General features: G+C 70.4%; 12 protein-coding genes. 3 read left to right on the top strand and 9 right to left on the bottom strand.

The features are described 5' to 3' along the window. Positions 1-109: 109 nt before the first annotated feature. Both ACFYXM_RS31870 and ACFYXM_RS31865 read right to left on the bottom strand, forming a co-directional pair. Complete coding sequence (locus ACFYXM_RS31870) at positions 110-634, bottom strand: DUF2617 family protein (RefSeq protein WP_389294605.1); 525 nt, start codon at positions 632-634, stop codon at positions 110-112. A 512-nt stretch (positions 635-1,146) separates the two neighbouring features. After that, the gene (locus ACFYXM_RS31865; protein ID WP_389294603.1) at positions 1,147-1,437 is read right to left on the bottom strand and encodes a hypothetical protein; all 291 of its coding nucleotides are present in this window, start codon (positions 1,435-1,437) and stop codon (positions 1,147-1,149) included. A 186-nt stretch (positions 1,438-1,623) separates the two neighbouring features. On the opposite strand from ACFYXM_RS31865, the gene ACFYXM_RS31860 reads away from it, so the two are divergent. Then, a complete protein-coding gene (locus ACFYXM_RS31860) occupies positions 1,624-2,805 on the top strand; it encodes a pyridoxal phosphate-dependent aminotransferase (protein ID WP_389294602.1) in 1,182 nt (393 codons plus the stop codon). A 160-nt stretch (positions 2,806-2,965) separates the two neighbouring features. Here the strand turns inward: ACFYXM_RS31860 and ACFYXM_RS31855 are convergent, their stop codons facing one another. Then, the gene (locus ACFYXM_RS31855; protein WP_073789007.1) at positions 2,966-3,535 is read right to left on the bottom strand and encodes a YbjN domain-containing protein; all 570 of its coding nucleotides are present in this window, start codon (positions 3,533-3,535) and stop codon (positions 2,966-2,968) included. 248 nt (positions 3,536-3,783) lie between these two features. Further along, positions 3,784-6,369 (bottom strand): ATP-dependent chaperone ClpB, encoded by a 2,586-nt coding sequence (gene clpB / locus ACFYXM_RS31850; protein ID WP_389294601.1) that lies wholly within the window; start codon positions 6,367-6,369, stop codon positions 3,784-3,786. A gap of 293 nt (positions 6,370-6,662) precedes the next feature. Here clpB and ACFYXM_RS31845 point away from each other — a divergent pair, with 293 nt between their 5' ends. Further along, complete coding sequence (locus ACFYXM_RS31845) at positions 6,663-7,067, top strand: pyridoxamine 5'-phosphate oxidase family protein (protein WP_073789010.1); 405 nt, start codon at positions 6,663-6,665, stop codon at positions 7,065-7,067. 201 nt (positions 7,068-7,268) lie between these two features. Here the strand turns inward: ACFYXM_RS31845 and ACFYXM_RS31840 are convergent, their stop codons facing one another. Next, positions 7,269-7,589, bottom strand: a complete 321-nt coding sequence (locus ACFYXM_RS31840) for a (2Fe-2S)-binding protein (protein WP_389294599.1) — start codon at positions 7,587-7,589, stop codon at positions 7,269-7,271. After that, positions 7,586-7,870 (bottom strand): hypothetical protein, encoded by a 285-nt coding sequence (locus ACFYXM_RS31835; RefSeq protein ID WP_389294597.1) that lies wholly within the window; start codon positions 7,868-7,870, stop codon positions 7,586-7,588. Before ACFYXM_RS31835 ends, ACFYXM_RS31840 begins: the two co-directional genes overlap by 4 nt. A gap of 141 nt (positions 7,871-8,011) precedes the next feature. Here ACFYXM_RS31835 and ACFYXM_RS31830 point away from each other — a divergent pair, with 141 nt between their 5' ends. Further along, a complete protein-coding gene (locus ACFYXM_RS31830; protein WP_389294595.1) occupies positions 8,012-8,998 on the top strand; it encodes a helix-turn-helix transcriptional regulator in 987 nt (328 codons plus the stop codon). A 257-nt stretch (positions 8,999-9,255) separates the two neighbouring features. Here ACFYXM_RS31830 and ACFYXM_RS31825 read toward each other — a convergent pair whose 3' ends face one another. The 3 genes from ACFYXM_RS31825 to dnaJ all read right to left on the bottom strand — a co-directional run bounded on the left by ACFYXM_RS31825 (position 9,256) and on the right by dnaJ (position 11,779). Beyond that, positions 9,256-9,759, bottom strand: a complete 504-nt coding sequence (locus ACFYXM_RS31825; RefSeq protein ID WP_389294593.1) for a hypothetical protein — start codon at positions 9,757-9,759, stop codon at positions 9,256-9,258. A 372-nt stretch (positions 9,760-10,131) separates the two neighbouring features. Beyond that, the gene (locus tag ACFYXM_RS31820; protein WP_389294591.1) at positions 10,132-10,578 is read right to left on the bottom strand and encodes a heat shock protein transcriptional repressor HspR; all 447 of its coding nucleotides are present in this window, start codon (positions 10,576-10,578) and stop codon (positions 10,132-10,134) included. Between the two features lies 1 nt (position 10,579). Continuing rightward, positions 10,580-11,779, bottom strand: coding sequence for a molecular chaperone DnaJ (gene dnaJ / locus ACFYXM_RS31815; protein WP_389294589.1), 1,200 nt, complete (start codon positions 11,777-11,779; stop codon positions 10,580-10,582). Positions 11,780-11,836: the final 57 nt, after the last annotated feature.

Here is an 11,836-nt window from a genome sequence, read left to right as displayed (position 1 = left end):
AACGCTACGTTACGGGAAGGTGGCTTTGGGTCACCCACAAGGGTGTAAGCGGCGTATTCACAAAGGGGTTGGCGCCGAGGGAGCCACCTCCGAAGGAGTTCGACCCGGCTCAGAGCGCCGCCGCCGCGGACATCCGCACCCCCACGCGCGTACGCGTCACCACCAACCGGCCCTCCTGCGGGTACGCGTGCCAGGTCCGCCACTGCACCTGTTCCCCGGTCCGCTGGGCGAGCATCGCCGTGAAGGCGTGCGGACTGCCGGGGAACGTCCCGGCGAGACCGTGCGGATGATCGGCCACCAGCGCGAGGAGTTCCTGCGCCCGCCCCGCGAACAATCCCGCCGAGAGCGTCTCCACGCGCGCCGCGAACTCGTACTCCCACTCACCGAGCCGCTTGGCGACGCCGAGCGGCAACGGCGTGCTGCTGCCGGGAATACACGCGACGGTTTCGGAACAGCTGCCGCGTTCCTCCTCCAGGAGCACCTGGTGGGAGGCGCCGAGCAGGCGCAGTTGCAGTCGGGCTCCGGCGAGATCGAGGTCGAGCACGGCCAGGGCGGGGAGCGGTTCGCGCCCCAACGCCCAGGCCAGGTCGGCAGCGCGGGTGTCGGAATAGGCAGTCTGGAGGGTCGTGAGCATGGGTCGGCTCCGCAAGAAAGCGTGGACACATGGACAGGGGACGCCTCCGACGCGATGCACGTGGGAGGTTTGGAAGCGCCCGATCAGGTCCAACTCGGGTCCGAGGGCTGAATGTTCTCTCCACCGAGGGAATCACGAAGTAAGCCGCATCCACAGCTTTTTTGCCCAACTTGCCGTGGTTTCCATCCGCCCGGGGGGCCCTCGGTTCATCTGTTCACCGGATAACTCGCGAAAGTCCCAACAAAACGGTGCCCGGCGGGAGTTCACCCACCGGGCACCTTCCGTACACCGACCTCGCACACCGGCCGGGCGCCATGGCACGAGGCTCCGCGACGGACGCGGATCGGCCACGCCCGCGTCGGCCCCTACATCAACTACCCACAATCTCCGCGCTGTTACGAAGCGCTCGCACCAACTCTTCTGCTTTCGGGCGCTTCGTGACGACTCACCACGGGCGATTGCGCTACGGCGACTTCGCGCTGCATCGACTGCCGCATGCCGTCCGCGCCGTATCAGTCGCCGCCGCCTCCACCGCAGCCGCCCCCGCCGCACGAGGAGTGGCCGCCCCCGCACGAATGCCCCCCGGAGTGGCCGCCCGAGTGACCGCCCGAGTCGCCGGCGCCTCCGCAGGACGCACCACTGCTGTCGCCCGCCCACCAGCTGCCGCCACCGCTGTCACCGCCGTCACCGCCCCGACGCCCGCCCCTCCCCCGCGTCTTCTTCCGGTTACCGGCCTTCACCACGAGCGAGACGACCAGCCCGATCACAGCGACCGCTATCACCACTGCGACGAATATCTCCATCGACCTCACGTCCTTCCGTTCCCCCGAAGCGAGGTCCCCCGCTTCTTCACGCGCCGTCGTCCGTCCGACACGTCGTCGTGCCGTTCGGCTCACATCATGGCGCCGTTCTCGTACGGGGGATGCCCCGCCCCCGTAAGCCGAAATCAGACTTGAGCAACTCCAGAGCTTGCCCGCAGGATGGCGGCCATGACTCAGGGACGACCGCTGCTCAACCGCCGCCTCGCCGAGTTCGGCACGACGATCTTCGCGGAGATGACGGCGCTTGCCGTACGGACCGGCTCCATCAATCTCGGCCAGGGCTTCCCCGACACCGACGGCCCGGAAGAGATCAGGGAGGCCGCAGTACGTGCCCTGCGCGCCGGGCACGGCAACCAGTACCCGCCGGGCCCCGGCGTCCCCGAACTGCGCGCCGCGATCGCCGACCACCAGCGGCGGCGCTACGGGCTCGATCTCGACCCGGACACCGAGGTCCTCGTCACCGCGGGCGCCACCGAGGCCATCGCCGCGTCCCTGCTGGCGCTGCTGGAGCCCGGCGACGAGGTCATCGCCCTGGAGCCGTACTACGACTCCTACGCCGCGTGCATCGCCATGGCGGGCGGTGTCCGCGTCCCCGTCACCCTCCACCCCGACGCGGCCACCGGCACCTACCGCCTCGACCTCGACGAGCTGCGCGCCGCCGTCACCCCCCGCACCCGGCTGATCCTGCTCAACACCCCGCACAACCCCACCGGCACCGTCCTCACCCGCGAGGAGCTCGGCGCGATCGCCGCGCTGGCCTGCGAACGGGACCTCCTCGTCGTCACCGACGAGGTCTACGAGCACCTGGTCTTCGAGGGCGAGCACCTCCCGCTCGCCACCTTCCCCGGGATGCGCGAGCGCACCGTCACCATCGGATCGGCCGGCAAGACGTACTCGTTCACCGGCTGGAAGGTCGGCTGGGTCACCGCGAGCCCCGAGCTGGTGGCCGCCGTCCGCTCGTCGAAGCAGTTCCTGACCTATGTGTCCGCGGGCCCGCTCCAGTACGCGGTCGCCGAGGCGCTGCGCCTGCCCGACAGCTACCACGACGAGCTGCGCGCCGGCCTGCGGGCCAAACGGGACCTGCTGAGCGGCGGGCTCGCCGAGGCCGGTTTCGAGGTCTACCGACCGGCCGGCACGTACTTCGTCACCACCGACATCCGCCCCCTCGGCGAGAGCGACGGCTTCGCCTTCTGCCGGGCGCTGCCCGAGCGGTGTGGCATCGTCGCCATCCCGAACGCGGTCTTCTACGACCACCGCGAGCAAGGCGCGCCGTTCGTGAGGTTCGCCTTCTGCAAGCGGACGGAGGTCCTGCACGAGGCGGTGGACCGCCTCAAGCGACTGGTGTCCTGAGGCGTCCTGAAAAACGAGCGGCCGACCCGAGGGCGGCCGTCCTGAGAGCGGCCGGCGTCTCGGGAACGGCCGGCCGTCCTGCCGGCGAGCCGGACGGACGCGGCGCGGGCGGGGGCGGGCCTTTCCGGCCCGTCCCCGCCCGCTTGCCCGCTCGTACCGGTCAGGCGTCCGGTGCGGCCTGCTCCGTGCCGTCGGCGCCTTCCGGCTTCTCCTCGGACGGGACCAGGCCGAGACGCTCCTGGAGCCACTTGTCGAACTCGATCGAGGCGCGCACCCAGCTGACCGTCGACGAGACGAAGTGCTCCAGGCTGACGCCCGTACCGATGAGCATCTGCGCCTCACCGATCAGCCGGATCGAGGTACCGGTGTCGTCGGAACCCTCCTCGGCCTCGTGGGTGTGCGTGTAGACCTTCGGCCACAGGGTGCGGCGGTTCCAGTCGTCGATCGCGTCGAGGAGGACCGGGCGCTGGTCCGCGGCGTGCGGGCGGTCGTAGAACGTACGGACCGAGAAGACCTGCTGCTCGGCCTCGCCGCGGAACATGAAGTAGGTACGGAACTCTTCCCACGGCGCGGCGAGGTCGCCCTCGTCGTCCACGACGTACTTCAGTTCCATCTGGTCCAGGAGTTGCTTGACGAGGTCCTGGTCAGGGACGACGGGGCCCTCCGGTCCTGCGGCCTGCGGTTCGGGCTGGCCCCCGAAATTAGGAATCGAGGACGGATCGATGCTCACCGTGTTTTTCCCTTCGTGCGGTTGCCGACATCCTCTCCCATGGCGGGCGGGGGATGGCAAGCCCCGGCGGGGCCGATCCGCCACGAGCTGACACGCGGCCCGTGCGGGCCGGTCCCGCCGGGCCCCGCGTAAGGAGCCGGGGCCCGCGGAAGGAGCAGAGGGAGCAGAATGCTCCCCCCCAGGTGATGGCTGCCCGGCGCCGGGGCGACGACGTCCCGGCGCCGGGCGGGTTGCACGCCCCCGGAGAGCTACGAGGCGGCACCGACGTGCAGACCGTCCCCGGCCCGGTCCACCCGGACCGTTTCCCCGTCCCTGACCTCGCCCGCGAGGATCTCCTTGGCGAGCCGGTCCCCGATCGCCGTCTGGATGAGGCGGCGCAGCGGCCGGGCGCCGTACGCCGGGTCGTTGCCCTCCTCGGCCAGCCAGGCCAGGGCCTCCGGCGTGACGTCGAGGGTGAGCCGGCGGTCGGCCAGGCGCCTGGCGAGCCGGTCGATCTGGAGCTTCGCGATGTGCGAGAGCTCGTCGCCGGTCAGCGCGGAGAACACCACCAGGTCGTCCAGCCGGTTCAGGAACTCCGGCTTGAACGAGGCCCGTACGACCTCCAGGACCTGCTCCTTCTTCACCTCGGGCTTGGTCAGCGGGTCGACCAGGAACTGGCTGCCGAGGTTCGAGGTCAGGATCAGGATGGTGTTGCGGAAGTCCACCGTCCGGCCCTGTCCGTCGGTGAGCCGGCCGTCGTCGAGGACCTGGAGCAGGATGTCGAAGACCTCGGGGTGTGCCTTCTCCACCTCGTCCAGCAGGATGACGCTGTACGGGCGGCGGCGGACCGCCTCCGTGAGCTGGCCGCCCTCCTCGTAGCCGACGTATCCGGGCGGGGCGCCGACGAGCCTCGCGACGCTGTGCTTCTCGCTGTATTCGCTCATGTCGATGCGGACCATCGCCCGCTCGTCGTCGAACAGGAAGTCGGCGAGCGCCTTCGCCAGCTCCGTCTTGCCGACCCCGGTCGGGCCGAGGAAGAGGAACGATCCGGTGGGCCGGTCGGGGTCCGCGATCCCGGCACGGGTACGCCGTACCGCGTCCGACACCGCCCGCACGGCCTCGGTCTGGCCGATGAGGCGCTTGCCGATTTCGTCCTCCATGCGCAGCAGCTTCTGCGTCTCCCCCTCCAGCAGGCGTCCGGCGGGGATGCCGGTCCAGGAACCGACGACGTCCGCGATGTCGTCCGGGCCGACCTCCTCCTTCACCATCGTGTCCTTGGCGGCCTCCTGCTCGGCCTCGGTCGCCTCCGCCAGCTCCCTTTCCAGGCCCGGGATCTCCCCGTACAGCAGCTTGGAAGCGGTGTCGAAGTCACCGTCGCGCTGGGCGCGTTCGGCCTGGCCGTGCAGTTCGTCCAGGCGCTCCTTCAGCTCACCGACGCGGTTGAGGCCCTGCTTCTCCTTCTCCCAGCGGGCGTTGAGGCCGCGCAGCTCCTCCTCCTTGTCCGCGAGGTCGCGGCGGAGCTTCTCCAGACGCTCCTTGGAGGCGGCGTCGGACTCGTTCCTGAGCGCCAGCTCCTCCATGTGCAGGCGGTCGACGGCGCGCTGGAGCTCGTCGATCTCGACCGGCGAGGAGTCGATCTCCATGCGGAGCCGGGACGCCGCCTCGTCGACCAGGTCGATGGCCTTGTCGGGGAGGAAGCGGGAGGTGATGTAGCGGTCGGACAGGGTCGCGGCGGCCACCAGCGCGGAGTCCGCGATGGAGACCTTGTGATGGGCCTCGTACCGGCTCTTGAGGCCGCGCAGGATCGCGATGGTGTCCTCGACGCTGGGCTCCGCCACCAGCACCTGCTGGAAGCGCCGCTCCAGGGCCGGGTCCTTCTCGATCCGCTCGCGGTACTCGTCGAGCGTCGTGGCGCCGACCATGCGCAGCTCACCGCGCGCCAGCATCGGCTTCAGCATGTTGCCCGCGTCCATGGCGGAGTCGCCGCCCGCGCCCGCGCCGACGACGGTGTGCAGCTCGTCGATGAACGTGATGATCTGCCCGTCGCTCTCCTTGATCTCGGAGAGGACGGTCTTCAGCCGCTCCTCGAACTCGCCGCGGTACTTCGCACCCGCGACCATCGCACCGAGGTCCAGCGAGACGAGCCGCTTGTTGCGCAGGGACTCGGGGACGTCGCCCTTGACGATGCGCTGCGCGAGCCCCTCCACGACGGCCGTCTTGCCGACGCCGGGCTCGCCGATGAGCACCGGGTTGTTCTTGGTGCGGCGGGACAGGACCTGGACGACGCGCCGGATCTCCTGGTCGCGCCCGATCACCGGGTCGAGCTTGCCCTCGCGCGCGGCGGCCGTGAAGTCCGTGCCGAACTTCTCCAGAGCCTTGTACTGACCCTCCGGGTCGGGTGTGGTCACCCGGCGCCCTCCCCTGCTCTTCTCGAACGCGTCCAGCAGTCTCTTCGCACTGGCGCCCTGCCCGGAGAGGATCTCACCGGCCCGGCCGCCCTTCGCGGCGATGCCGATCAGCAGGTGCTCGGTGGAGATGTAGTCGTCACCGAGGTCCTTCGCGCGCTGTGCGGCGTCGGCGATGACGGCCAGCAGCTCGCGGTTGGGCTGCGGCGGGGCGACGGTCGAGCCGGTGACGCTGGGCTGCGCGCCCAGGAGCCGTTCCGTCTCGGAACGCACCACGATCTGGTCGGCCTCGACGGCTGCCAGCAGATCGATGATGTTCTCGTTGTCCTCGCCCGCGAGCAGCGCGAGCAGCAGGTGCCCGGGGGTCAGGTCGGGGTGACCGTCCTTCACGGCCCTGCTGGTGGCCGCGTTGAGGGCGTCCCGGCTCTTGTTGGTCAGCTCGGCGTCCACGTGCGTCGTCTCCTCCTTGCGGTGGCTGCTCTCTCCACAACACTGACTAAGTCAACGTCTACTAACTTGAGTCTATTCCACTCAACCCGATTTTCCGCACACACTCACCGCCGCGCCGTCCGCGCCGTGCACCGCCGACCTGTCCGCGTCGCGCCGGCTCATGCCGCGGCGGGCCGGACCGCGCCGGGCAGCGCCGTGCCGCGTGCCGTTCTCACCGCGCCCCGTTCCGATTGAACCGGCCGGACGGGACCACCGCCGCCGCAGGCCAGGAGGCCCCTGCCTACGCTGTGCGCATGGCAGTCGACCCGACGAATCCGAGCCCCGAGTACCTCGCGTTCTGGCGCGAGCACCACCTGTGCACCCTGACCACCCCTCGCCCCGACGGCTCGCCGCACGTGGTGCCGGTGGGCGTGACGTACGACCCGGGGGCCGGGCTCGCCCGCGTCATCAGTGACAAGAGCACCCGGAAGGTGACCAACGTCCTGGCGGCGGGCCCGGACGGCGCCCGCGTGGCGGTCTGCCAGGTCGACCGGCGCCGCTGGGCGACGCTGGAGGGGCGCGCGCGGGTGCGTACCGACGAGGAGGCGGTCGCCGACGCCGTACGCCGCTACGAGGAGCGCTACGGGCGCACGCCGGCACCCAACCCGAACCGTGTCGTCATCGAGATCACCCTGGACCGGGCGCTCGGCAAGGCATGACCCCCGGCAGGGCATGACCCCCCGCGGGGCAAAAGCCCCGGCAGGACGCGGCGCGCCACGGCAGGACACGCGCCCCGCCGGAGCACGGCACGGCAGGGCGCGACACAGGACGGGAAAGCACAACGGCGCCATCGTGTTCAGGTCACGATGGCGCCGTTGTGTGGGGGAGTGACTGAGCGACGTGTAACGACGGGGGATCGCTCAGGCACTGCGGGGGGTGGCAGAAATGGTCTCTGGTTGGAACAGCTGGTGGTCCCGCCGGTCCAGATTCACGAAGATCATGTCGTACCGGATCGCGCAGCGGACGGGCTGCGGTGCTCCGCGCGGCTTGCGCAGGCAGCGGTACGCACGCACTTCGTCGTCTTCTTCGCGCGCGACAACGATGGGGTCGCCGAACAGAGTGACCATCAGCGAGTCGCCACGGCGGGGGACGGCTGTGACGAGATCGATGAAATGCCAGCCTGATCGGTAGGCCGTGGCCATTTCCCGCCGGAAGGTCCGGTCGTCCGGCGGGATGGTCATGCGCCCAGGTGGTTCGGCGTGGACCAGGCGATGTCACCGGGCGCGGGCGCCGCCTGGACACCCCATGCGATGTCGTCCTGGGCGGTAGCCGGGGTGACCCATGCGATGTCACCGGGGGCCGCGGCCCGGACGGACCAGGCGATGTCACCCGACGCCTGGGTGGACCACGCAATGTCACCCGGCGAGGATGCCGCCTCGCTGCTCCATGCGATGTCGCTGCCGCTCACCGCCCCGAGTCCCAGGGCCGCGGCGAACGAGACGGCAAGCGCCGAGCGAAGCATTCGCTTATACATAGTCGGCTTCGTCCTCACTTGTGGATTCTTCTCCCCCGCACCTAAGACGATGTCTCACCTGGGCACACGAACACCACCGGGTCGATGCATCATGTTCCTGCATGTTCAGGAACCTGGGGGGTGGAGAATATGGTCACAAGCAATACAAAGCCGACACATCCTCATGGGATCACCGAACTCTGCGAGCCAGGAGCACGGCTGTACGCCAGCGCTTTGCGGTCGGGACGTATCGCAAGGAGCGAAGTGGAACCGGCTCCCTGCCTCATGGACTTCGCCCTGCTGCACCCCGACCCCGATGACGCCGACTGGCTGCGCCCCGTGCCGCCGTCCGCCGCCCTGGCGAAACACCTGCATCCCATCGAGCGCGAGATCCAGGAGCGCCGACGGCATTCGGTCCTGCTCACCGAGTCCTTCGAGCCGTTCATGGACATCAGCGCCCAGGATCCGCCGACCACTCACGCCATCACCGTGCTGGAAGGGGTCAACCGGATCAACGCGGCGCTGGACCTCGCCACGGCGGAGTGCCGATCGGAAGTCCTCACCGTCCAGCCGGGCGGCGGACGCAGCGAGGATCGCCTCAGCGAAGCCTTGGAACGTGGCCTTTCCGTAGTGGATCGCGGTGTCAGCATCCGCACCCTCTACCAGCACACCGTACGGCACAGCCCAGGCACCCTGGCCTACGCCGAGCGGATGGCCGACGACAACGTGGAGATCCGCACGCTCGAAGAACTCATCGAGCGGCTCATCGTCTTCGACCGCACCGTGGCGTTCATCCCCGCCCAGGACGACCGCCAAGTCGCCCTGGAACTGCGCCATCCCGGGCTCGTCAAGTATCTCGTCAAGGTGTTCGAGCAGCTGTGGACCCGGGCGGCGCCGCTCCTCGAAGAGGTCAAGTACGACCCGACTCCCGAGGGGATCAGCGGAGTTCAGCTGTCCATCGCCCAACTCCTCGTGGAGGGACATGTCGACGACTCCATCGCCCGCCGTCTCGGCATGAACGTCCGCACCTGCCGTGCGCACGTCGCCAAGTTGTCCGCCGTCCTCGGCAGCAACAGCCGCGCCCAACTCGGCTACCTGATCGCACGTTCAGGGATTCTGGAACAGGTGCCGGACTGACACGGTCGCAATCGCGAAACACCGGAGCACCGCCCCGCGGGTCGTCCCCGTGCCCGGTACGACCGGCTCCCGGCCCGCCAGATCCTCTCGCGCACGCGCCCGCAACAGGCCATCGCGGAGCGGCCGTTCGTCCCGGGAAGCGGCTCCGACCCGGTTGCCGGGCCCGCCCCCACCACCGGCACCGCCGCCCGGACCGCCGGGCCCGGCCCCTCCGGTGCGTCCGACGCGGCCACGAGCCACCAGCCACCGCGATGGGCTCACGCCGTGCGCCGCGCCCCGCCCCACTCCGCCAGGAGCTTCTCCCGCTTCGCCCGTGCGGGGGTTCCGCCCTGCCACTCACGGCCCCAGGCGAGCAGGGCGGCGGGGGTGGCACGGCCGTCCGCATACGCGTCCAGCAGGTCCTGCGACAGCCGGAACTCGGCTGTGCCGTAGGAGGCGGCGGGCGCGTACATGGCCCATTCCACTTCCCCGTCGGGGGTGTCGAGGCGTATGAACATCGCCGGGCCGTCGTCGAACCCGCCGAAGGCGACGGTCGTCACGGATTCCAGCAGGATCCCGGCCACCCGGCCCGGCGAGGACCGTACGGGCGCGCCTACCACCGTCGCGCGCCGGATGTCACGCCACGCCCAGGTGCCGCGCTGGTCCTCCCCGAGCCCGGTCAGGCCCTCCTCGGTGAGCAGCACACCGGGACCGGTCTCATTGGGCGGGGCGCCTATGTGCGCCGACGCTGCGGTGATCCAGAAGAGACCGACCATGGACATGCGTGCTGACTCCCGACTGTGCCGCCGGGCGGCTCGGCCCCCGGCTCGTGACGTGTGGTGCGGTGTGGTGCGACGAGACCGCGCGGGACGGTGCCGACCTTGCCCGTCCGTGGCCCCATACGACAGGACGCGATCGGGCGGAGGAGGGTTTCGTCCGCCGTCCGGACGTCGGAGTCCGGTCACCTCACAAGGCACCGGACACGCGGCGCACACGGCGCGGCGCACACGGCGCGGCGCACACGGCAGAGCGCCGGGGAGCCGACCCGTCGGTCGTCTCCCCGGCGCTCTGGCCGGATTTCCGGGGCATCCCCCGGAAAACTCCGGCTCCGTTCAGTCCTTGGGCACGCGCGGCTCAGTCCTTGGGCGCGCGGCTCAGTCCTTGGGCCGCTTGGGCCGCCAGACCACCAACGCGCTGGTCTGCTGCACGTCCTGGTACGGCACCAGATCGCGCCGGTACGAGGCGTGCACCTGGGCCTCGCGCTGCTGCATCGCCGCCGCCGCGCCGTCCACCGCCGCCGTGAGCTCGGCGACACGCTGCTGGAGCGCGGCGACCTGGTTCTCCAGCTCGATGATGCGCTTGATGCCGGCGAGGTTGATGCCGTCGTCCTGCGACAGCTGCTGAACCGTGCGCAGCAGCTCGATGTCGCGGGCCGAATAGCGCCTGCCGCGCCCGGCCGTGCGGTCGGGCGAGACCAGCCCCAGGCGGTCGTACTGGCGCAGTGTCTGCGGATGGAGGCCCGAGAGCTGGGCCGCGATCGAGATCACGTACACCGGTGTCTCATCGGTCAGTTCGTACGGATTACGTCGTCGGCCGTCCACCTCAAGCTCCCTTCGCCGCCTGGAAGAGGTCCGCCCGCGGATCGCTGCCCGCGGTCGCCTTCCGGTATGCCTCCAGTGCTTCCCTGGCCTCGGTGCCGAGATTCTTGGGCACCGTCACCTCGACGGTGACCAGCAGGTCGCCCCGGGTACCGTCCTTGCGGACCGCGCCCTTGCCGCGGGCGCGCATCGTGCGCCCGTTGGGGGTGCCGGCCGGAAGTTTCAGGGTGACCGGCGGGCCGCCCAGCGTGGGCACCTTCACCTCGCCGCCGAGCGCCGCCTCCGTGAAGTCGACGGGCACGGTGACCGTGAGGTTGTCGCCCTTGCGGCCGAAGACCGGGTGCGCGTCGGCGTGGACCACGACGTACAGGTCGCCGGCCGGTCCGCCGCGCTCACCGGGACCGCCCTTGCCGCGCAACCGGATCCGCTGGCCGTCCGAGACGCCCGCCGGGATCCGGACCTGCATGGTCCGGGCCGACTTCGCCCGGCCGCTGCCCTTGCAGACGTCGCAGGGGTCCTGCGCGATGAGGCCCCGGCCCTTGCAGTCGACGCAGGGGTCGGTGAGCGAGAAGCCGCCGCCGGAGCCGCGCGACACCTGGCCGGTGCCGAGACAGGTCGGGCAGACCCTGGGGGTGCCGTTCTTGTCACCGGTGCCGGAGCACGCCTTGCAGGGCGCCTGGCTGGACATCCGCAGCGGGACCGTGGCCCCCTCGACCGCCTCGGTGAAGCTGAGCGTCACCTCGGACTCGATGTCCTGGCCGCGCCGCGGCTGCGTCCGCGTACCCGCGCCGCCCCGGTTGAACAGACCGCCGAAGACGTCGCCCAGACCACCACCGCCGCCGCCGAAGCCGCCGGCCCCGCCGGTCCCGCCGCCCGGGCCACCGCCCTGGGCCCCTCCGAAGAGGTCGCTCAGGTCGAAGTTGAAGTTGCCCCCGGCGCCTCCCGGCCCGGGCCGGAACCCGCCGTTGCCGAAGAGGGCGCGCGCCTCGTCGTACTCCTTGCGCTTCTTGGCGTCACCGAGGATGTCGTTCGCCTCGGAGATCTCCTTGAAGCGTTCCTCCGCCTTGTCGTCGCCCTTGTTGGCGTCCGGGTGGAACTCGCGGGCGAGCTTCCGGTACGCCTTCTTGATCTCGGCGTCGGTGGCGTCCTTGGGGACGCCGAGGACCTTGTAATAGTCCTTCTCGACGAAGTCCTTCGTGCTCATCGACGTCCCTCCTTCCGGACGATCGGCCGTGCGACCGGCCCGTGAGCCGGTCGCGCG

Source organism: Streptomyces sp. NPDC002476 (assembly GCF_042889785.1).
Taxonomy (GTDB): domain Bacteria; phylum Actinomycetota; class Actinomycetes; order Streptomycetales; family Streptomycetaceae; genus Streptomyces.
This window is presented reverse-complemented; position numbering and strand designations above follow the sequence as displayed.

Bases quoted from the DNA above. Each gene is read 5' to 3' on its own strand.
- ACFYXM_RS31870 (WP_389294605.1), bottom strand. From the start codon at position 634: ATGCTCACGACCCTCCAGACTGCCTATTCCGACACCCGCGCTGCCGAC.
- ACFYXM_RS31830 (WP_389294595.1), top strand. From the start codon at position 8,012: ATGGTCACAAGCAATACAAAGCCGACACATCCTCATGGGATCACCGAA.
- ACFYXM_RS31865 (WP_389294603.1), bottom strand. From the start codon at position 1,437: ATGGAGATATTCGTCGCAGTGGTGATAGCGGTCGCTGTGATCGGGCTG.
- ACFYXM_RS31860 (WP_389294602.1), top strand. From the start codon at position 1,624: ATGACTCAGGGACGACCGCTGCTCAACCGCCGCCTCGCCGAGTTCGGC.
- ACFYXM_RS31845 (WP_073789010.1), top strand. From the start codon at position 6,663: ATGGCAGTCGACCCGACGAATCCGAGCCCCGAGTACCTCGCGTTCTGG.
- ACFYXM_RS31825 (WP_389294593.1), bottom strand. From the start codon at position 9,759: ATGTCCATGGTCGGTCTCTTCTGGATCACCGCAGCGTCGGCGCACATA.
- ACFYXM_RS31835 (WP_389294597.1), bottom strand. From the start codon at position 7,870: ATGCTTCGCTCGGCGCTTGCCGTCTCGTTCGCCGCGGCCCTGGGACTC.
- ACFYXM_RS31840 (WP_389294599.1), bottom strand. From the start codon at position 7,589: ATGACCATCCCGCCGGACGACCGGACCTTCCGGCGGGAAATGGCCACG.
- dnaJ (WP_389294589.1), bottom strand. From the start codon at position 11,779: ATGAGCACGAAGGACTTCGTCGAGAAGGACTATTACAAGGTCCTCGGC.